General features: G+C 71.5%; 17 protein-coding genes and 1 pseudogene. 11 read left to right on the forward strand and 7 right to left on the reverse strand.

Features of this window, described 5'->3' with window-relative positions:
- Positions 1-39: 39 nt before the first annotated feature.
- From OG552_RS16750 to OG552_RS16795, 10 genes are all read left to right on the forward strand, one after another.
- Entirely contained in the window at positions 40-1,086 is a 1,047-nt protein-coding gene (locus OG552_RS16750) for a 2Fe-2S iron-sulfur cluster binding domain-containing protein (RefSeq protein ID WP_329133719.1), read from the forward strand.
- 152 nt (positions 1,087-1,238) lie between these two features.
- Positions 1,239-2,339 (forward strand): aromatic/alkene monooxygenase hydroxylase subunit beta, encoded by a 1,101-nt coding sequence (locus OG552_RS16755; RefSeq protein WP_329133721.1) that lies wholly within the window; start codon positions 1,239-1,241, stop codon positions 2,337-2,339.
- Positions 2,336-2,716 (forward strand): propane 2-monooxygenase effector subunit MimD, encoded by a 381-nt coding sequence (gene mimD / locus OG552_RS16760; RefSeq protein WP_329133723.1) that lies wholly within the window; start codon positions 2,336-2,338, stop codon positions 2,714-2,716. Before OG552_RS16755 ends, mimD begins: the two co-directional genes overlap by 4 nt.
- Before the next feature lie 13 nt (positions 2,717-2,729).
- Positions 2,730-3,773 (forward strand): amidohydrolase family protein, encoded by a 1,044-nt coding sequence (locus OG552_RS16765; protein ID WP_329133725.1) that lies wholly within the window; start codon positions 2,730-2,732, stop codon positions 3,771-3,773.
- Positions 3,770-4,516 (forward strand): iron-sulfur cluster assembly protein, encoded by a 747-nt coding sequence (locus tag OG552_RS16770; RefSeq protein WP_329133727.1) that lies wholly within the window; start codon positions 3,770-3,772, stop codon positions 4,514-4,516. The genes OG552_RS16765 and OG552_RS16770 overlap by 4 nt, the downstream gene beginning before the upstream one ends.
- Positions 4,513-5,538, forward strand: coding sequence for an NAD(P)-dependent alcohol dehydrogenase (locus tag OG552_RS16775; RefSeq protein WP_329133729.1), 1,026 nt, complete (start codon positions 4,513-4,515; stop codon positions 5,536-5,538). The genes OG552_RS16770 and OG552_RS16775 overlap by 4 nt, the downstream gene beginning before the upstream one ends.
- A gap of 198 nt (positions 5,539-5,736) precedes the next feature.
- Positions 5,737-7,401: a chaperonin GroEL gene (groL, locus tag OG552_RS16780; RefSeq protein WP_329133731.1), complete on the forward strand. Its 1,665-nt coding sequence runs from the start codon at positions 5,737-5,739 to the stop codon at positions 7,399-7,401.
- A 672-nt stretch (positions 7,402-8,073) separates the two neighbouring features.
- Positions 8,074-9,399, forward strand: a complete 1,326-nt coding sequence (locus OG552_RS16785) for an Nramp family divalent metal transporter (protein WP_329133733.1) — start codon at positions 8,074-8,076, stop codon at positions 9,397-9,399.
- Between the two features lie 33 nt (positions 9,400-9,432).
- Positions 9,433-9,759, forward strand: a complete 327-nt coding sequence (locus tag OG552_RS16790; protein ID WP_329133735.1) for a putative quinol monooxygenase — start codon at positions 9,433-9,435, stop codon at positions 9,757-9,759.
- Positions 9,760-10,063: 304 nt separating this feature from the next.
- Positions 10,064-11,236: a S1 family peptidase gene (locus OG552_RS16795; protein WP_329133737.1), complete on the forward strand. Its 1,173-nt coding sequence runs from the start codon at positions 10,064-10,066 to the stop codon at positions 11,234-11,236.
- A 91-nt stretch (positions 11,237-11,327) separates the two neighbouring features.
- Here the strand turns inward: OG552_RS16795 and OG552_RS16800 are convergent, their stop codons facing one another.
- From OG552_RS16800 to OG552_RS16825, 6 genes and pseudogenes are all read right to left on the reverse strand, one after another.
- Positions 11,328-12,836 carry a DEAD/DEAH box helicase gene (locus tag OG552_RS16800; protein WP_329133739.1) on the reverse strand — a complete coding sequence of 503 codons (1,509 nt, stop codon included), beginning with the start codon at positions 12,834-12,836 and terminating at the stop codon, positions 11,328-11,330.
- Between the two features lie 276 nt (positions 12,837-13,112).
- Positions 13,113-13,316: a cold-shock protein gene (locus tag OG552_RS16805; protein WP_014061102.1), complete on the reverse strand. Its 204-nt coding sequence runs from the start codon at positions 13,314-13,316 to the stop codon at positions 13,113-13,115.
- 291 nt (positions 13,317-13,607) lie between these two features.
- Positions 13,608-13,916, reverse strand: coding sequence for a MerR family transcriptional regulator (locus tag OG552_RS16810; RefSeq protein ID WP_329140874.1), 309 nt, complete (start codon positions 13,914-13,916; stop codon positions 13,608-13,610).
- Positions 13,917-14,211: 295 nt separating this feature from the next.
- Positions 14,212-15,125: pseudogene (locus OG552_RS16815) on the reverse strand (SDR family oxidoreductase).
- Between the two features lie 110 nt (positions 15,126-15,235).
- A complete protein-coding gene (locus OG552_RS16820; RefSeq protein WP_329133741.1) occupies positions 15,236-16,003 on the reverse strand; it encodes an SDR family oxidoreductase in 768 nt (255 codons plus the stop codon).
- Between the two features lie 137 nt (positions 16,004-16,140).
- The gene (locus OG552_RS16825) at positions 16,141-17,295 is read right to left on the reverse strand and encodes a glutathione-independent formaldehyde dehydrogenase (protein ID WP_329133743.1); all 1,155 of its coding nucleotides are present in this window, start codon (positions 17,293-17,295) and stop codon (positions 16,141-16,143) included.
- A gap of 165 nt (positions 17,296-17,460) precedes the next feature.
- Here OG552_RS16825 and OG552_RS16830 point away from each other — a divergent pair, with 165 nt between their 5' ends.
- A complete protein-coding gene (locus OG552_RS16830) occupies positions 17,461-18,276 on the forward strand; it encodes a methyltransferase domain-containing protein (protein WP_329133745.1) in 816 nt (271 codons plus the stop codon).
- On the opposite strand, the gene OG552_RS16835 is transcribed toward OG552_RS16830, so the two are convergent.
- Positions 18,277-18,810, reverse strand: a complete 534-nt coding sequence (locus OG552_RS16835) for an EF-hand domain-containing protein (protein ID WP_329133746.1) — start codon at positions 18,808-18,810, stop codon at positions 18,277-18,279.
- Between the last annotated feature and the right edge of the window lie 282 nt (positions 18,811-19,092).

Below are 19,092 nucleotides of genomic sequence, written 5' to 3' on the forward strand. Positions count from 1 at the left end.
GCGGCCCCTGCCGGCAACCGCCCCGGAAGGCTGGTCCCCATGGGCGACAAGCACCGCATCCGATTCGAACCGGTCGGCATCGAGATCGAGGCCGACGAGGACGAGACCGTGCTGGACGCCGCGTTCCGCCAGGGCGTCATGCTGATGCACGGCTGCAAGGAGGGCCAGTGCTCCTCCTGCAAGTCCTTCCTGCTCGACGGCGACCAGCAGATGGAGCGCTACTCCACCTTCGCGCTGGCCGACTACGAGAGCGACGAGGGGTACGTCCTGCTCTGCCGTGTGCACGCGTTCGGCGATCTGAACGTCGAACTCATCAACTACGACGAGGAGATGCTGCTCAACGGCATTCCGCCGCGGGAGGCGGGTGCCACCGTCGCCGCGGTGCAGCCGCTCACCCATGACATCGTCCGGCTGGTGCTGGACCTCGACGCCGACGCGGAGATCCCCTACCGCACCGGGCAGTACATGGACATCGAGGTGCCCGGCGCCGGCCAGTGGCGGTCCTTCTCGATGGCCGGCCTGCCGGCCGAAGGGCCGGGCGGCAGCCTGGAGTTCCTCATCAAGCGCTACCCGGGCGGGATGTTCTCCGGCCTGCTGGGCACCGGGGAGGGCACGCTGAGCCCCGGCGACCGGCTGCGGGTCAAGGGACCGTACGGGACCTGCGTCCTGCGGGACGCACCTGACCGGGACCTGCTGCTGCTGGCCGGCGGCGCCGGAATGGCGCCGATCCTGGCCCAGTTGCGGGCACTGGCCGCGACCGGCTCCACCCGGCGGGTCCGCTTCTACTACGGGGCCAGGACCGCGGCTGATCTCTTCGCGCTCGACGAGATCGCCGAACTCGGCTCCCGGCTGGCGGACTTCGCCTTCGTACCGGCGCTCTCCGAGCCGGGCCCGGCGGACGGCGGGTACGCGCAGGGGCTTATCACCGACGTGCTGGACGCGCGCGAGGGCGACCTGTCCGGCACCGACGCGTACCTGTGCGGCCCGCCCGGGATGTGCGACGCCGCGCAGGCGGTGCTCACCGCGAAGGGCCTGCCCGAGGAGCGGGTCTTCCTGGACCGCTTCACCACCTCCGCCGCGCCCTGACCGGCCGGCCCCGAGGCCCGCCCGCCCCGCCGTAACCGCAGTCCCGCCGTGCCCCCGGTGCCCCCGGTGCCGCCGTGCCCCCGTACCCGCTGCTGTGCCAAGCACCGGCACGCCCGTCATTTCCCGCCAGCTCAGCCAAGGAGCGGAACCCGATGACCACCGCAACCCCACGCAGTTTCCCCCAACCGCAGTTCACCGACGCCGAGGCCGGAGCGCTCGTCTTCCCCAGCTCCGGCAGCCGCGCCTTCACCTACTACACGCCGCAGAAGATGCGGGCCACGATGTACGAGGACGTCACCTTCGACGTCCAGCCCGACCCCGAACGGCACCTGCTGCAGGGCTGGATCTACGGCTTCGCCGACGGCCAGGGCGGCTACCCGCACGACTGGACCGCGCTGCGCTCCGGTGACTGGCACCGCTTCCGCGACCCCAACGAGGAGTGGGAGCAGACGATCTACCGCAACAACGCCAATGTGGTGCGGCAGATCCAGCAGAATCTCGCCAACGCCCGCAAGGCCGACGCCTACCAGCAGTGGACCCCCACCTGGACCCGGTTCGTCGAGCGCAACATCGGCGCCTGGATGCACGCAGAACAGGGCCTGGGCATGCATGTGTTCGTCGCCGTCCAGCGGTCCGCGCCGACCAACATGATCAACAACGCGCTCGCGGTGAACGGCACCCACAAGCTCCGCTTCGCGCAGGACCTCGCGCTCTACAACCTCGACATCGAGGAGCAGTTGCCGTCCTTCGACGGCTCGGCGCACATCGCGGCCTGGCAGCAGGACCCGGTCTGGCAGGGCGTACGGGAGACGGTGGAGCGGCTCACCGCCGTCGAGGACTGGGCGGAGGCGGCCTTCGCCGCCAACCTGGTCTTCGAACCGCTGGTCGGTGAGCTCTTCCGCAGCCATTTGGTGATGCAGATCGCGGCCCGCAACGGCGACTTCACCTCCCCGGCGGTGATCGGTGCCGGCGAGGGCGACTACGACCGCGACCTGCGCTGGACCCGCGCGCTGTTCGAACTGGTCTTCAACGAGGAGGAGTTCGCCGCCGCCAACCGGGCCGTCGCGACCGGGTGGCTGGACCGCTGGCTGCCGCGCTGCCTGGACGCCGCGCGCCGCCTGCAGCCGCTGTGGTCGCAGGCCGACGAGAAGGTGCTGCGTTTCGAGGACAGCCTCGACCGGGCCAAGGACCGCTTCGTCCGGCTCCTGGACGGCCTTGGCCTGAGCACCTCCGCAGAAGGGACAAAACAGTGACCACCACACCCGGCACCAACCCGGCCCCGGCCGCCTTCGCGGTCGACCGCAGCTCCTCCAACCGCTGCGGGGTCACCCTCATGAACAACCAGAACGGCCATGTCGTCGCCGATGTGATGCGCGGCAAGGAGAACGTCACCGTCACCGACTTCCCGTCGATGATCCGGGTGGACGGCGTCCGCCTGCTGACCTTCGACTTCGCGGAGATCTCCGACGCGCTCGGCTTCGACTTCGACGTCAGTGACTTCGAGGAGATCATGTCCACCCACTACGGGCGGATGGTCCACCTGGACGACCGCACCATCCTCTTCGCCAACCCCGAGGACGCCGCGGAGTACATCGACTTCGATCTCGTTCCCGTCGCTCCGGTCGACTGAAAGCAGGGATTGCATGTACCACAAGGACGGAGTCGACTACTTCATCGTCGACGGGCACATCCACTACTGGGACGCCAGCGAGGAGAACACCTCCAACAAGTACGGCGAGGGGTTCATCCGCTGCTTCTACGACTACCAGCGCAACCTCAGCCCGCAGGAGTGGGTGTGGCCGCTGGAGAAGTTCCGCAAGTACAGCGAGCAGGACCTGGTCCACGACATCTTCGAGACCGGCTACGCGGACTGGGCGATCTTCCAGCCCACGTACCTCTCCGAGTTCTACCGTGAGGGCTTCAACACCACCGAGCGCAATGGCGCGCTGGCCCGCAAGCACCCCGACAAGCTCATCGTCAACGGCGCGTTCGACCCACGCGAGGGCGAACCCGGCCTGGAGCGGCTGGAGAAGCTGCACGCCGAGTGGAATCTGCGCGGGGTCAAGCTCTACACCGCCGAGTGGCGCGGTTCGTCCAAGGGCTGGAAGCTCTCCGACCCCGAGGCGCAGGAGTACCTGGCGCTGTGCGCGCGGCTCGGCATCCGCAACATCCACATCCACAAGGGCCCCACCATCTGGCCGCTCAACCGCGACGCCTTCGATGTCGCCGACGTCGACCACGCGGCCAGCGCCTTCCCCGAGCTGAACTTCATCGTGGAGCACGCCGGCCTGCCCCGCCTGGACGACTTCTGCTGGATAGCCACCCAGGAACCGAACGTCTATGCGGGCCTGTCGGTGGTCATCCCGCTGATCCACACCCGGCCCCGGTACTTCGCCAAGATCATCGGCGAACTCCTCTACTGGCTGGACGAGGACCGGATCGTGTTCGGCAGCGACTACGCGATCTGGAGCCCGAAGTGGCTCATCGAGCGGTTCGTCGACTTCCAGATCCCCGAGGACCTGCAGAGCGAGTACGGGGTGCTGACCACCGCGGTCAAGCGGAAGATCCTCGGCCTCAACCACGCCCGGCTGTACGACCTGAAGGTCCCCGAGCACGCCCAACTGCCCGCGGACCCGCCGCAGGACGGGGCGTCGGTGGGGCCGAACACCGGATCGGCGGCGGCATGACGGCCGCCGTCGGCGAGGCGGTGGACCGGGTCACCGCCGTCAACACCGCGCTGGCGACGGTACTCGACCCGGAACTCGACCGGCCGATCACCGAACTGGGCTTCGTCCGCTCGGTCAGTGTCGGCGCGGACGGTTCGGTGGAGGCCACCCTGCGGCTGCCCACCTACTTCTGCGCCCCCAACTTCGCCTGGCTGATGGTCGAGGACGCCCGGCGGGCCCTGGCCGGGCTGACCTGGTCCGGGGACTGCCGGGTGATCCTGGAGGACCACTTCGCGTCCGACGAGATCAACGAGGGCGTCGGCTGCGGCAAGGGCTTCGCCGACGCCTTCCCCGGCCTCGCCGACCCCGACCGGCTGGCGGAGCTGCGCGCCACCTTCCTGCGCAAGGGCCATCTGGCCGCGCAGGCCAGGCTCGGCAAACGGCTGCTGGAGCGCGGCTGGACCATGGGCCAGCTCGCCGACGCGACCCTCGCCGACCTGCCGGAACGGCTCACCGTGACGCTGCGCAGGCGCCGCGCCCTGCTCGGCCTGCCGGCCGGCCCGGCCGCCCCGCTGTTCGCCGACGACACGGGGCAGGCGGTGCCGGCCGCCGGGCTCGAATGGCACCTGCGGCGGGCGCGTACCGCGGGGGTGGGCATCACCGCCAACACCGAGGTCTGCGAGGGCCTGCTCGCCGCCCGTTACGGGCCGGGCGGCACCGCGGCAGGCGGGTCACAGCAGCCACGACGGGAGGTCTCCGGATGAAAGCCGTACGGCTGCACGCCTACGAGCGGCAACCCGTGCTCGACGAAGTGCCCGACCCGGTGATCTCCGGGCCGCTCGATGTGATCGTCAGGATCGGCGGCGCCGGGGTCTGCCGGACCGATCTGCACATCATCGAGGGCCAGTGGCAGGCCAAGAGCGGGGTGCGACTGCCGTACATCCAGGGGCATGAGAACGCCGGCTGGATCGCGGAGGTCGGCTCCGCGGTCACCGGGCTCGCCCCCGGCGACCCGGTGATCCTGCACCCGCTGGTCACCTGCGGGCTCTGCCCGGCCTGCCGGCGCGGCGACGACGTGCACTGCGCGGCGAGCGCCTTCCCCGGCATCGACGCGGACGGTGGCTTCGCGCAGTACCTGCGGACCAACGCCCGCGCCGTCGTGCCGCTCGGCCCGGAACTCGTCCCCGCGGACGTGGCGGCGCTTGCCGACGCCGGCCTGACCGCCTACCACGCGGCCAAGAAGGCGGCCAGACGGCTCGCGCCGGGCGACAAGGCGGTGGTGATCGGCGCCGGGGGCCTCGGGCACATCGGCATCCAGGTGCTACGGGCCCTGACCCCGGCCGAGTTGATCGTCGTCGACTCCTCCGCGGAGGCGCTCAAGCTCGCCGGGCAGTTGGGCGCGCACCACACCGTGACCGCCGACGGCGGCCAGGTGGACCAGGTCGCCGAACTCACCGGCGGCCAGGGCGCCGAGGCGGTGCTCGACTTCGTCGGCGAGGGCGGCGCGCTGGAGGACGGGGTACGGATGCTGCGGCGGGCCGGTGACTACTACGTCATCGGGTACGGCGGCACCTTGTCCGTACCGACGATCGACATCATCTCCAGCGAGATCAACTTCGTGGGAAACCTGGTGGGTTCGTACACCGACCTGGTGGAGCTGATGGACCTCGCCGCACGCGGTCTGGTCACCCTGCACACCGTCTCCTATCCGCTGGACGCCTTCGGCCGGGCACTGGACGACCTGGACCACGGCCGGGTGCGGGGGCGGGCGGTGCTCGTGCCCTGACGGCCGTCCGGCTCATCTCCCCGCACCACTCCTAATGTCACCCCAGAACCGGTGGCGGCGGACGGCCCGTGGACCTGTCACAGGTCGGCGCACCACGGACACCGCACCGGCCGCCGCCACCGCCCCCTCTACGCGCTGTCACGCGCCGCGTCCGCACCACCCCCGTACATCCCGCTGGACGGAAGGGACCACACCGCCATGGCGAAGGAACTGCGCTTCAACGCCGAAGCGCGCGCACTGCTGGAGAGCGGGGTGAACGCGCTGGCCGACGCCGTACGCGTCACCCTCGGGCCGAAAGGCCGCAACGCGGTGCTGGAGAAGCTGACCGGCCCGCCGACCATCACCAACGACGGCGTCACCATCGCCCGCGAGATCCAGCTCAAGGACCCCTTCGCCAATATGGGCGCGCAGTTGGTCAAGGAGGTGGCCACCCGCACCAACGGGGATGTCGGCGACGGCACCACCACCGCGACCGTGCTCGCCCAGGCCCTGGTCCGCGAGGGCCTGAAGGCGGTCAACGACGGTGCGAATCCCGTGCTGTTGAAGAACGGCATCGAGGCGGCGGTGGCCGCCGCGGTGACTTCGCTTGCCGCCCAGTCCCGGCCGGTGCGTTCGGACGAGGAACTGGTCCGGGTCGCCGCCCTGTCCGCCAACAACGACCCGGCGATCGGCGGGGCCATCGCGGAGGCGGTGGCCCGGGTAGGCCGCAGCGGGGTCGTCACCGTCGAGGAGTCCGCGGCCTTCGGGCTGAGCGTGGAGTACGCGGAGGGGCTGGAGTTCGACAACGGCTGGGCCTCGCCGTACATGGTCACCGACCAGGGCCGCATGGAGGCGGTGCTGGAGAACCCGTACCTGCTCTACTGCGACACCAAGATCAGCCGGGTGCAGGAGCTCATGCCGATCCTGGAGCTGGTGACCAGGACCGGGTCACCGCTGGTCGTCGTCGCGGAGAACGTCGAGGGTCCGGCGCTCGGCATGCTCGTCACCAACGCGGCGCACGGCACGTTCCGTTCGCTGGCGGTGCGGGCGCCCGGCTTCGGCTTCCGGCGGATCGCGGAGCTGGAGGACATGGCGGCGCTCACCGGCGGGCGGGTCATCACCGGTACGGCCGGCCGCACGCTGGAGGGTGTCGGGCTGGCGGACCTGGGCCGCGCGGAGAAGGTGGTCGCCACCGAGCGCTCCACCACGATCCTCGGCGGGGCGGGCGGTACGGAGCAGGTGACCGCGCGTATCGAGAACCTCAAGACCGAGCTGGAGCGGGCCACCAACGACCACGACCGGGACAAGCTCGGCGAGCGCATCGCCAAGCTCTCGGGCGGCGTCGCGGTGATCCGGGTCGGCGCGGCCAGTGGCGTCGAGCTCAAGGAGAAGCAGATGCGGCTGGAAGACTCGCTCGCCGCGACCCGGGCGGCGGAGGAGGAGGGGGTGGTCGCGGGCGGCGGCGCGGCGCTCGTGCACGCGCGCGGGGCGATCGTGGCGCTGGCCGACGACCCGGACGCGCCCTCCGGCGACGCGGCGGTGGGGCGCGCGATCGTGGCGAAGTCCCTTGCGGAGCCGTTGCGGTGGATCGCGATCAACGCGGGGCTCGATCCCGAGGAGGCGGAGCGGCGGGTGGTGTCGCTGCCCGAGGGGTTCGGGCTGGACGCGCTCCGGGGTGATTACGCGGACCTCCACGTGCGGGGGGTGATCGACCCGGTCAAGGTGACGCGCAGTGCGCTGCTCAGTGCGGCGTCGATCGCGGCGCTTCTCCTCACCACGGAGACGCTGGTCGTCGAGGAGGTCCTCGTCAACCCGGGCGCGATCGTCGCCCCCGCCTTCGGCGACCTCGCGGAGGGCCTCCCCCGCCCTTCCAACATCCCCTGACCCCGCCCTGCGGGCGCCTTCACCGCCAAACGGTGCCCTCCCCTGCGGGGCCCTTACCGGCGAACGGTGCCTTACCAGGGGCGCGGGGAACTGCGCGACCGGCCACGACGGCGCCGCACCCCGTCACCGGCCCAAAGGGGCAGCCGCTGTCGTTCCCGGACCACCGGCCGGTGACCGGTTGCGCGCGCAGTTCCTCCCCCAGACTTCGTCCGGGGGTACCCCCAGCGCCCCTTCGGGGGCCCTCCGAAAGCGGAGCAGCTCGCCCCGTTAGGGGCGCGGGGAACTGCGCGACCAGGCACGACGAGGGCGCACCCCGTCACCGGCCCAAAGGGGCAGTCGCTGTCGTTCCCGGACCACCGGCCGGTGACCGGTTGCGCGCGCAGTTCCCCGCGCCCCTTCGGGGCACGGGTCCCCCCGCCACCGGAGCAAAGGTAAGGAGGCCCCACCGCCATGACGCCCGACCCCTCCACCCCGTCCGCCGCACCGGCATCCGCACCGCACGGGAGCAGCCCGCTCAGCCCGCCCGGCAGGGCATCCGCACCGCACGGGAGCAGCCCGCTCAGCCCGCCCGGCAGGGCATCCGCACCGCACGGGAGCAGCCCGCTCAGCCCGCCCGGGAGGGCATCCGCACCGCACGGGAGCAGCCCGCTCAGCCCGCCCGGCAGGGCATCCGTGCCGCACGGGAGCGGCCCGCTGCCCCCGCCCGGGAGGGCGAGTGGGCGGGCGCCGGGGGAGCGGCGGCCGCGGCTGCGGGCGGGGCTGTCGTACACACTGCTCGGCCCCGCCTTCGTCGCCGCGATCGCCTACGTCGACCCCGGGAACTTCGCCACCAACATCCAGGCCGGCGCGACCTTCGGCCCGCTGCTGCTGTGGGTGCTGCTCACCGCCAACGTCGTCGCGATGCTGCTGCAGTACCTCTCCGCCAAGCTCGGCGTCGCCACCGGGATGAGCCTGCCGCAGCTGTGCCGCACCCGTTACCGGCGCCCCGTGGTGTGGGGCCTGTGGGCGCAGGCCGAAGCCGTCGTGGTGATGACCGACCTCGCCGAGGTCGTCGGCGGGGCCATCGCGATGCACCTGCTCTTCGGCCTGCCGCTGTGGCTCGGCGGCCTCACCGTCGGCGCGGCCTCACTCGCGGTGATGCCGATGCGGGGGCGCGGGCAGCGGCGGTTCGAGGTGCTCATGGCGGGGTGCCTGGCCTGCCTGCTGGGCCTCTTCCTGCGCCAAGTGCTCGGCACCGGCTCGCCGTTGTCGACCGCGGCCGGCGGCCTGCTGCCGGGCCTGTCCGGCACCGAGAGCCTCGTCCTGGCCGGCGGCATCGTCGGCGCCACCGTGATGCCGCACGTCATCTACCTGCACTCCGCGCTGACCAGCGACCGCTACAGCCTCTCCCTGACCCCCGGTTCCGCCGAGGCCGGCGGCGGCCCCGCCGCCGACCCGGACCGTCCGCTGCGGCGCCGGCTGCTCCGCCTCGTACGGGCCGACGTACTTATCGCCATGGGCCTGGCCGGCGCGGTGAACGTCGCCCTGCTGGTCTCCGCCGCGACCCTCTTCCACCCCGGCGTCCCCGAGGCCGCGCACTCGCTCGACGCGGCGCACGCGGCCTACGGGCGGCTGGTGAGCCCGGCCGCGGCGCTCGTCTTCGCGCTGGCGCTGCTCATCTCGGGCCTGGCCGGCACCAGCGTCGGAATGTACGCCGGCGAGGTGGTGATGGGCGGTTTCCTCGGGCGCCGCATCCCGCTGCTGCTACGCCGGCTGCTCACCATGGCCCCCGCGCTCGCCGTCCTCGCCGGGGGTGTCAGCCCCACCGACTGCCTGGTGCTGAGCCAGGTCGTGCTCTCCTTCGGCATCCCCTTCGCGCTCGTCCCGCTCATCCGGCTCACCCGCGATCCGGCGGTGATGGGCCGCTGGACCAACCGCCGGTCCACCACGTGGGCCGGCTGGGCCGTCACCGCGCTGGTGATCGCCCTCAACGCGGCCCTGCTGCTGAGCCTGCTCTGACCCCGCCGCCCCCTCCACCTCCCGGAGCACCGCATGATCTTCATCGCCGTCCGCTTCACCGTCCGCCCGGACCACCGCGACCAGTGGCTCTCCCGCGTCGCCGACTTCACCGCCGCGACCCGCGCGGAACCCGGCAACCTCTTCTTCGAGTGGTCCACCGACACCGCCGACCCCAACCGCTTCATCCTCCTCGAAGCCTTCGCCTCCCCCGAGGCCGGCGCGGACCACGTCGCCTCCCCGCACTTCAAGACCGCGATGTCCTGGATGCCGGACGTCGTCGCCACCACGCCGGACATCATCAACGTCCGCACCGACACCCAGGGTTGGTCCCCCATGGCCGAGATCACCCCGCGCCCGTAGGACGCGTCCGGCACCGCGCGCCCACCATCTGCCATCCGCCATCCGCCATCCGCCGCCCGCCGCACGGTGGGCGGTGGGCGCCGCACGGTGGGCGGCATGGTCCAGACTATTGACATGGGCACGACAGGTAAACGAAGCTCAAAGAGCACCCGTCATCCGAAAGCTTCCGCTGGGACCCCCCACCACCGGCCCGGCGCGGTCGCGGAAGAAACCCTTCCGTCACCGTAGCCCCATCCGTCGCCCCGGTCACCGGTCGCGTCGCGGTCCCCCTCTGCCCGGTCGCGGGCAACGAAGGAGCGTGTCGATGCGTCGCAGCACTCGTCTGACATGGGGGTTGTCCGTTCTCCTGGCCCTGGGGACAAGCGCGTTGGGCCTCGCGCCCGCGTCCTCGGCCGATACCGGCGGCAGCGCGCCCGCCGTGCGCGAGATGTCGCCCGGCCTGGTCGGCGCCATGCAGCGCGACCTCGGGCTCGATCCGGCGCAGGCGACCGCCCGCCTGCACGCGGAGGCGACCGCTTCCGCCCTCGCCCCGAAAGCGCAGCGGGCGGCCGGCGCGGCCTACGGCGGTGCCTGGTTCGACGCGGCCAAGAACACCCTGGTGGTCGCCGTCACCGACGGGTCCGCCGCGGACGCGGTCCGGGCCACCGGGGCGACCGCCGTCCGCGTAGCGCACAGCGCCAGGACCCTGGACGCGGCCAAGTCCCTGCTGGACAGCCGGGCTTCGGCCGGCGCCGGCGCGCCCGCCGCCGTCCACAGCTGGCATGTGGACCCCCGCACCAGCCAGGTGGTCGCCGAGGTCGCGGTCGGCACCGCGACCCGGCCGGACGTCGCCGCCTTCCTCGCGCCCGCCCGCGACCGCGGTCTGCTCACCGTCCAGGAGACCGCCGCCCCGGCGGCGCGTACCCTCTCCGCCGGAACAGTCGGCGGCGACCCGTACTACATCAACGGCAACACCCGCTGTTCCATCGGCTTCTCGGTGGTCGGCGGCTTCGTCAGCGCGGGGCACTGCGGTACGCCGGGCAGTTCGGTGGCCGGCTGGGACGGTTCGGCGATGGGCTCCTTCGCCGGCTCCTCCTTCCCCGGCAACGACTACTCGTACATCACCATCGGCAACGGCTGGTGGACGGTCCCGGTGGTGCTCGGCTGGGGCACGGTCAGCGACGTACTGGTGCGCGGCTCCGCGGTCGCGCCGGTCGGCTCGTCCATCTGCCGCTCCGGATCCACCAGCCACTGGCACTGCGGCACCGTGCTGACCCAGAACGAGACCGTCAACTACAGCCAGGGCGCGGTCTACCAGCTCACCGGCACCAATGTGTGCGCGGAACCGGGCGACTCCGGCGGCTCGTTCATCACCGGCGACCAGGCGCAGGGGGTCACCTCCGGCGGCTGGGGTGACTGCACGAGCGGCGGCCAGACCTGGTTCCAGCCGGTGAACGAGATCCTCTCCACCTACGGGCTGACCCTGGTCACCGCCTGACCCGGCCGCCCCGCATCGGGCAGCGGACCGCCCGGCGTCCTCCCCCGTGAAGGGGAGGGGCCGGGCGGGATGACGCGGTGAGGAGCAGGGGTCAGGCGGCGCTGCTGAAAGAGGAGCGGCGGCGGGCCTGGCTGGGGCGGCTGCGCCGGCCGCGGGCGGAGGAGGCGCCGCGGCCGGGCCGGTCCGCCACCGGTGAGGTGATGGTGACCGGCACCCCGCTGGGCGCCTGCGCACCGGTGATGCGGCTCAGTTCGGCCTCACCCGAGCGGACCGGGGTGGTCTGCGGGGTGATGCCGGCCATCGCCATCAGCCGCGCCATCTCACGGCGCTGGCTCGGCAGCACCAGGGTGACGACACTGCCGGACTCGCCGGCCCGCGCGGTACGGCCACCGCGGTGCAGATAGTCCTTGTGGTCGGCCGGCGGGTCGACGTTCACCACCAGGTCGAGGTCGTCGACATGGATGCCGCGGGCCGCCACATTGGTGGCCACCAGCACCGTGACGTGCCCGGTCTTGAACTGGGCCAGGGTGCGCGTGCGCTGCGGCTGCGACTTGCCGCCGTGCAGCGCCGCCGCCCGTACCCCGCTCTTCAGCAGGTGCTGGGTGAGCTTGTCCACGGCGTGCTTGGTGTCCAGGAACATCAGGACCCGGCCGTCACGGGCCGCGATCTCGGTGATCGTGGCGTACTTGTCGGCGTCGTGGACCTGCAGCACGTGGTGCTCCATCGCGGTCACCGTGCCCACCGACGCGTCGACCGAGTGGACCACCGGGTCGGAGAGGTAACGCCGGACCAGCAGGTCGATATTGCGGTCCAGGGTCGCCGAGAAGAGCATCCGCTGCCCCCCGGGCCGTACCTGGTCAAGGAGTTCGGTGACCTGCGGCATGAAGCCCATGTCCGCCATCTGGTCGGCCTCGTCCAGCACCGTGACGGCGACCCGGCCCAGCGCGCAGTCGCCGCGGTCGATGAGGTCCTTGAGCCGTCCCGGGGTGGCGACGACGACCTCGACCCCGCCGCGCAGCGCACTGGACTGGCGGCCGATCGACATACCGCCGACGACCGTGGTCATCCGCAGCCCGAGGCTCCGAGCGTACGGGGTCAGGGCGTCGGTGACCTGCTGGGCCAGCTCCCGGGTCGGGACCAGCACCAGGGCCAGCGGCTGCCGGGGTTCGGCGCGCTGTCCCGCGGTACGGGCCAGCAGCGCGAGACCGAAGGCGAGCGTCTTGCCGGAGCCGGTACGGCCACGGCCCAGCACGTCGCGGCCGGCCAGCGAGTTCGGCAGCGTGGCCGCCTGGATCGGGAACGGTTCGTTCATGCCCAGGCCGGTGAGCGTCTTCAGCACCGGGGACGGCAGGTCCAGTTCGGCGAAGGTCGCGACCGGCGGCAGCGGCGGGGTGATGGTGACCGGCAGGGCGAACTCGCCCTGCACGGCGGAGGGACGGCGTCCGTAACCGCCGGAGCGGTTCGACGACGGGGCGCCGGAGCGGCCGGCCGACCGGCCGCCGCCGTAGCCGCCACTGCGACCGCCGGCCGACCCGCCGGAGCGGGAGTAGCGGTCGTTCTTACGGGAGTAGCGGTCGTCCGAGCGAGCTGTGCGATTCATGCGGAACCTTCCTCGATGCGGCACGTATCGAGGCGTTCCCGGCGGCGGTGAGCCACCCGAGGAGTCGCAAGAGACGGGCCGAGCGAAAGAGCGGGACGGTGCGGGGCGGAAAAGAACGGGCCCCATGTCCCGCGGGGGGAACGGCCTGGCCGGGAAATTCGGCCGGAGCGCCGGATCGTGCCGCACCGGGAAGCGTCCCCGGTGGCGGACTCACGAAAAAACGAGCTGGGGCCCGCACCCATGGTGCGGGCCCCAGCTGTGTAGAACGCGTCAGCGTCAGGCGGGAACGATGTTCTCGGCCTGGGGGCCCTTCTGGCCCTGCGTGACGTCGAAGTTCACCTTCTGGCCTTCCTGAAGCTCACGGAAGCCCTGGGCGGCGATGTTCGAGTAGTGGGCGAAGACGTCAGCGCCGCCGCCGTCCTGCTCGATGAAGCCGAAACCCTTTTCCGCGTTGAACCACTTCACGGTGCCAGATGCCATATTGAATCTCCTTCGGGGCAGTGCCCGGAGCCCGCCGTGTGCGAACTCCGCGTCGCCGCGATGATTGCCCCTCCGGATAAGAAATAACCCGGACATACAAAAGTGCGCTCATCGACGTTGAAATCAACGAGAGCACTTGAAGTCTATGGGAACCACAACTGCAACTGAGAGAAACAGTAGCACGGACCGCGCCGCGAAGCACAACATTGCCCGCGTTTGTGTTGCCGGATCATAAATCCTCATCGCGCATTGCGGTAATTTCTGTGCCTGCGGCGACAGATATTCTCGCGGTCAGGCACCGCTCCCCGTGCCCGCAGAGCCTGCCCCGTCCGCCCCGTCCGCCCCGCCGGCGGGCCTGCGCAGCTCCTCGTTGAGCCGCAGCGCCTCTTCGAGCTGGTCCTCCAGGATGACGATCCGGCAGGCGGCGTCGATCGGCGTGCCGGCGTCGACCAGCTCCCGGGCCCGGGCGGCGATCCGCAGCTGGTAGCGCGAATAGCGCCGGTGCCCGCCCTCGGAGCGCAGCGGCGTGATGAGCCGCGCCTCGCCGATGGCCCGCAGGAAGGCGGGCGTGCTGCCGATCATCTCGGCGGCCCGGCCCATGGTGTACGCGGGATAGTCGTCGTCGTCGAACAGATCGCGGGTGGGCGGGGTGGTTTCCGGGGTCACGTGCACCTCTTCTGGGTCCCGACGAGGTCCAGCACCTTCCGGCAGTGCTCCCGTCCGCGCCGGGGATAACTCCACTGGCTACGGAAGAAATCCTATGCCGTCAGGGGCGGCAACCGCCCGGCTCCCTCCACCACGTCCCCCGTCGGTGTCCGCCCGCGCCGCCCGGATGACGACCCGCATGACGACCCGGATGACGACCGGGCCGGTCATGGGGTGGTCACCAGGCCGCTCAGCGGGTGCTCGCCGGGCCGAGCAGATCGGTGAGGCCGATCCGCTCGTAGAACCGGGTCCTGATCCGGTCGCCGACCTCGTTGACCTCCTCGGCCCCGTCATTGGCGGGGTCGATGTGCACCCGGAAGGGGCGCTCGCCCTTGGGCGTGCCGACCACCCGGACGATGGCCCGGGCGACTTCCTGGGGGTCGGCGTCCGCGGGCGCGAGGGCGGCGAGCTTCTCGGCGACCTGGTCCATGATCCCCGCGTAGTGCTCCTCGTACGCGTCCGCGACCTCCTTGTCCGCCGCGTGACCTGCGTGCGCGAAGTGGTTGGTGCCGGTGGTGAAGGAGCCGGGGACGACGATGGTGGTGTCGATGCCGAAGCGGGCGACCTCGGCCGCGTAGGTGACCGCGAGGGCGTCCTCGGCGGCCTTGGCGGCGAAGTACGGGCCGAGGTAGGGCGGGGTGCCACCGCGGGTGCTGGACGAGCCGACCCAGAGCAGCAGGCCGTCACGCTGAGCCCGCAGGTGCGGCAGCACGGCCCGGTTGACCCGCTGGGTGGAGAGCACGTTGACGTCGTAGATCTCGGCGATCTGCTCAGGGGTGAAGGCTTCCGCCGGGCCGAGGACCATGTGTCCGGCGTTGTGCACGACCACGTCGAGCCGCCCGGCCTCCTTGAGATCAGGTCGACGGCGGCGTCCACCGACGCCTGGTCACTGACGTCCATCTCGACCGCGTGCAGCCGGCCCTTGCCGGCGTCCTCGCCGGCGTAGCCCTCGGCGTCGGCGGCGGCCTGCGCGTTGTGGCCGGTGGTGTCGCGCATTCCGGCGTAGACGGTGTGACCGGCGTCGGCGAGCGCCCGTACGGTCATGGCGCCGAACCCGCTCGACGCCCCGGTCACCACGATGGTCTGGGAGTTCTTCTCGGGCATGGTGCTGCCTGCTTCCGTATCTCGCGTGCGTGCCGTGCGGGTTTCCGCACGGCTGGGACGGCGGAGCCGGACCTCTGGGCTCCGCCGCGGCTCGGCTCGGCCGGCTCGGGTCAGACGACCCCGCCGTTGGCGTAGAGGATCTGTCCGTTCACCCAGCGGGCCGGGCCGGCCAGGAAAGCCACCGCTTCTGCGATGTCCTCGGGAACACCGAGGCGCTCCAGCGGGGACATCGAGGCGAGCTTGTCGATGGCGGCCTGGTCCTTGCCGTGCAGGAAGAGCGAGGTCGCGGTCGGCCCGGGGGCCACCGCGTTGACCGTGATGTCCCGGCCGCGCAGCTCCTTCGCCAGGATCAGCGTCATCGCGTCCACGGCTCCCTTGGTGGCCGCGTAGGCGGTGTAGCCGGTCAGGGCGATCTTCACCACCGAGGAGGAGAAGTTGATCAGCGCCCCGCCCCGGCGCAGCCGCCGGGCGGCCTGCTGGCTCACCACGAAGGTCCCGCGGATGTTGGTGCGGTGCATCCGGTCGAGGTCGTCCAGGGACAGTTCGGTGAGCGGGGAGAGCAGCATGATGCCGGCCGTGTGGACGACCACGTCCACACCGCCGTAGGTCTGCCCGGCCGCCTCGAAGAGCGCGGCCACCTCGCTCTCCTCGGCCACGTCCGCCGCGAGCGCGGTCGCGGTGCCGCCGGCGCCGGTGATCGCTCCCACCACCTCGTCGGCGCGGTCCTTGTTGCCGGCGTAGTGCACGACGACCTTCATGCCGTCGGCGGCCAGGCGTTCACTCACCGCCCGGCCGATACCGCCCGATCCGCCGGTGACGATCGCCACCCGGGGCGTGGTCGCGGCGCCGGGGTCCTGCGTGTCAGGGGAAGTACTCATGGAGTCTGCCTCCAGTCGTCGTTCGCCCGGCGGCGGCCGTTCGGACCTTCGGGGCCGCCGGGCGCGCCGGCTCCGGCGTCCTGGTGGAACACCGGGGACGCCGGAGGCGGCGGGCGGTCAGGCGGTCTGCCGGGCGGTCAGGCCGCGAGCGCGGGGTGCAGGACCACCTTTGTGTAGCCCTCGATCCGCTTGTCGAACTTCTCGTACGCCAAGGGCGCCTGGTCCAGCGGGAGTTCGTGGGAGACCACGAAGCTGGGCTTGGCCCGGCCGGCGGTGATCAGGTCGCGCAGCTGGCGGTTGTACCGCTTGACGTTGCACTGCCCGGTCCCCATCCGCTGTCCCTTCTCGAACATCTTGCCGATGGAGACGAGAAGCTGGCCCTGCTTGGCGTGGTCGTCCGGGCCGCCGGGGTCGGACGGGACGTAGAGGCCGGGGATGCCGAGCATGCCGGTGGGCCGGACCGTCTCGACGAGCGCGTTGAGCACGGTCGCCGGTTCCTCGTGGTCCTCGCGGCCCGCGTGGTGCGCCTGGGCCTGGTAGCCGACCGCGTCGACACCCTTGTCGGTGCCTTCGCCGCCGGTCTGCTCGCGGATCTGGTCCGCGGGCTCCGACTGGCTGAAGTCGATGGGGATGGCACCGATCTCCTCGGCCTTGGCCAGCCGCTCGGGCACCCGGTCGACGACGAACACCTTGGCCGCACCGCGCAGCAGCGCCGAGTACGCGGCCATCAGTCCCACCGGCCCGGCGCCGTAGACCGCGACGGTCTCGCCGGGCGAGACCTGCGCGAGCTCGCAGCCGTGGTAGCCGGTCGGGAAGATGTCGGCGAGCAGCACGAAGTCCGTCTCGAACGCGTCGCCCTCGGGGAGTTTCAGGCAGTTGAAGTCGGCGAACGGCACGCGCAGCCGCTCGGCCTGACCGCCGGGGTAGGGGCCCATCGCCACATATCCGTAGGCGCCGCCGGCGAAGCCGGGGTTCACCGTGAGACAGAAGCCGGTGTACCCGGCCAGACAGTTCTTGCAGAAGCCGCACGCCACGTTGAACGGCATCACGACCCGGTCGCCGGGATTGAGGGAGGTCACCCCGTCGCCGGTCTCCTCGATCACGCCGAGATTCTCGTGCCCGAACACGATGCCCGACTCGGCCGCGGTGCGGCCCTCGTACATATGCAGGTCCGAACCGCAGATCGCGGAGGACGTGATCTTCACAACGACGTCGTTGGGGTGCTGGATCCGGGGATCCGGCACCTCCGCGACCTTGACCGCGTAGGGCTTCTCGTAGACAACTGCCTTCATCTTCGCCACCTCCGTGGCATGGACTGCTCCGGACGGGTCCCTTCCAGCTAACGCCCGCCCACCGGACGATTCAAGCGGACAGCTGTCCGGTACGACCCCGGCGTTATCCGGCCAATGTCCGGGAAAGCCCGTATTCCGCCCCGGCGGGCTGTCACCGTGGGCGCCATGGACGCGAGCGTGGCGGGGGACCGCTGGGAGTGGACGCAGGAGCGGTACCGGCACGGGATCTTCAGCCATGCGATCAGCAGCGAGCGGCGGCGGCTCGAACTGCTGGAGAAGCTGCTGGACGGGCACACCAGGGCCCGGTTCGAGGCGCTGGGGCTGCGCGCCGGGCAGGAGGTGCTGGAGGTCGGCGGCGGCGGGGGATCGGTGGCGCGCTGGCTCGCCGGGAAGGGGGCGCGGGTGACGGTGACCGACCTCGACACCACCTTCCTCGGCGACCTGGCCGAACAAGGGGTACGGGTGCTGCGGCACGACATGTACACCGAGGACTTCCCGCCCGGGTCCTTCGATGCCGTGCACGCCCGTTACGTGGTGCTGCACCTGCCCGATCCGGACCGCGCGGTCGCGCGGCTGGCCGGCTGGCTGCGTCCGGGCGGGGTGCTGCTGGTGGAGGAGCCCGCCTCCTTTCCGGTGATGGACTCCCCGCACCCGGCCTACCGCACGGTGATGCGCGCCTTCCGGACCCACCTCGAAGAGTCGGTGGGCTCGGACACCGGCTGGGCCCGTACGCTCCCGGTGCCGCTGGAGAAGGCGGGGCTCGTCGGGATCGGACTCGACGCGCGGCTGCAGCTCGTCAGCGGCGGTGACGACGAGGCCCAGTGGTGGCGGCTGAACCTGGAACAGTCACGGTCGGCGATGGTGGCCGCCGGCCTGGTGGAGGACGCGGTATTCGACGCGGCCTACCAGGAGTTGGCCGCACCGGATTTCCACGACCTCTCGCTCGCGGTGTTCACCGCGTGGGGACGTAAACCGCGGTGATCAGGCCGCGGGTTCCTTCACCAGGAAGTCACCGGGGATGCCCGCCTTGTCGGGGGCGTAGAACTCCTCGATACCGGCGACCCAGACCGGCACCGTGATCCGGTCGGCCGCTGTCGGCCCGAATGCGTCGAAGAGGGCGTGAATGTTCGGGAGGTCGAAGCCGATCGCGGTCATCAGCGCGACGAAGACCGGCCGTTCGATGAGCCCGTCGCCGTCCGGGTCGCCCATGGCGGCCAGCGACCGGGCGAACTCGCTGATGGCGGCGGCGAAGCGCTCCGGGGCGAGCACGCACGCGGCGTACTCCTCGAAGGAGACCTTGTTGTCGTGATCGGCGTCGAGTTCGGTGGCGAGGGTGGTCCAGTAATTCCTGAAGGCCGCGAGCATCGCGTTCTTCCGTGCCTCGTCGGCGTCGGGCACCGCCTCGATGACGCGGGCCGCCATGAGTTCGAAGTCCGCGGCTTCGATGAAGCCATTGCCGTCGGCGTCGAACAGCGTGAATACCAGCTTGACGCGATTGACTGCTTCCGTCCGCATGGAGTTCCACCTTTCGTCGGGGGATGACCGGCGCACGCCCCGTTTTTCACTATGCAAGGCGGTCGCGGGCCGGTCCGGCCGATGCCCGGCCTTCACCGGAACGGATGAACACGAGGCCCGCCGGGGGGCGTTGCGCCCCTCCGCACCCCCGCGCGCCCCGGACCGGGGCAGCCCCTCCGCCGACACTCCAGGCGGCCCCCGTGGACCCTCGGGGCGGCCCCGCGGCCCATCGGGGCGGTGCTCCCGCCGGCCCTCCGCGCCTGCCCCACGCGCCCGGAACCG

Source organism: Streptomyces sp. NBC_01476, from assembly GCF_036227265.1.
GTDB lineage: Bacteria > Actinomycetota > Actinomycetes > Streptomycetales > Streptomycetaceae > Actinacidiphila.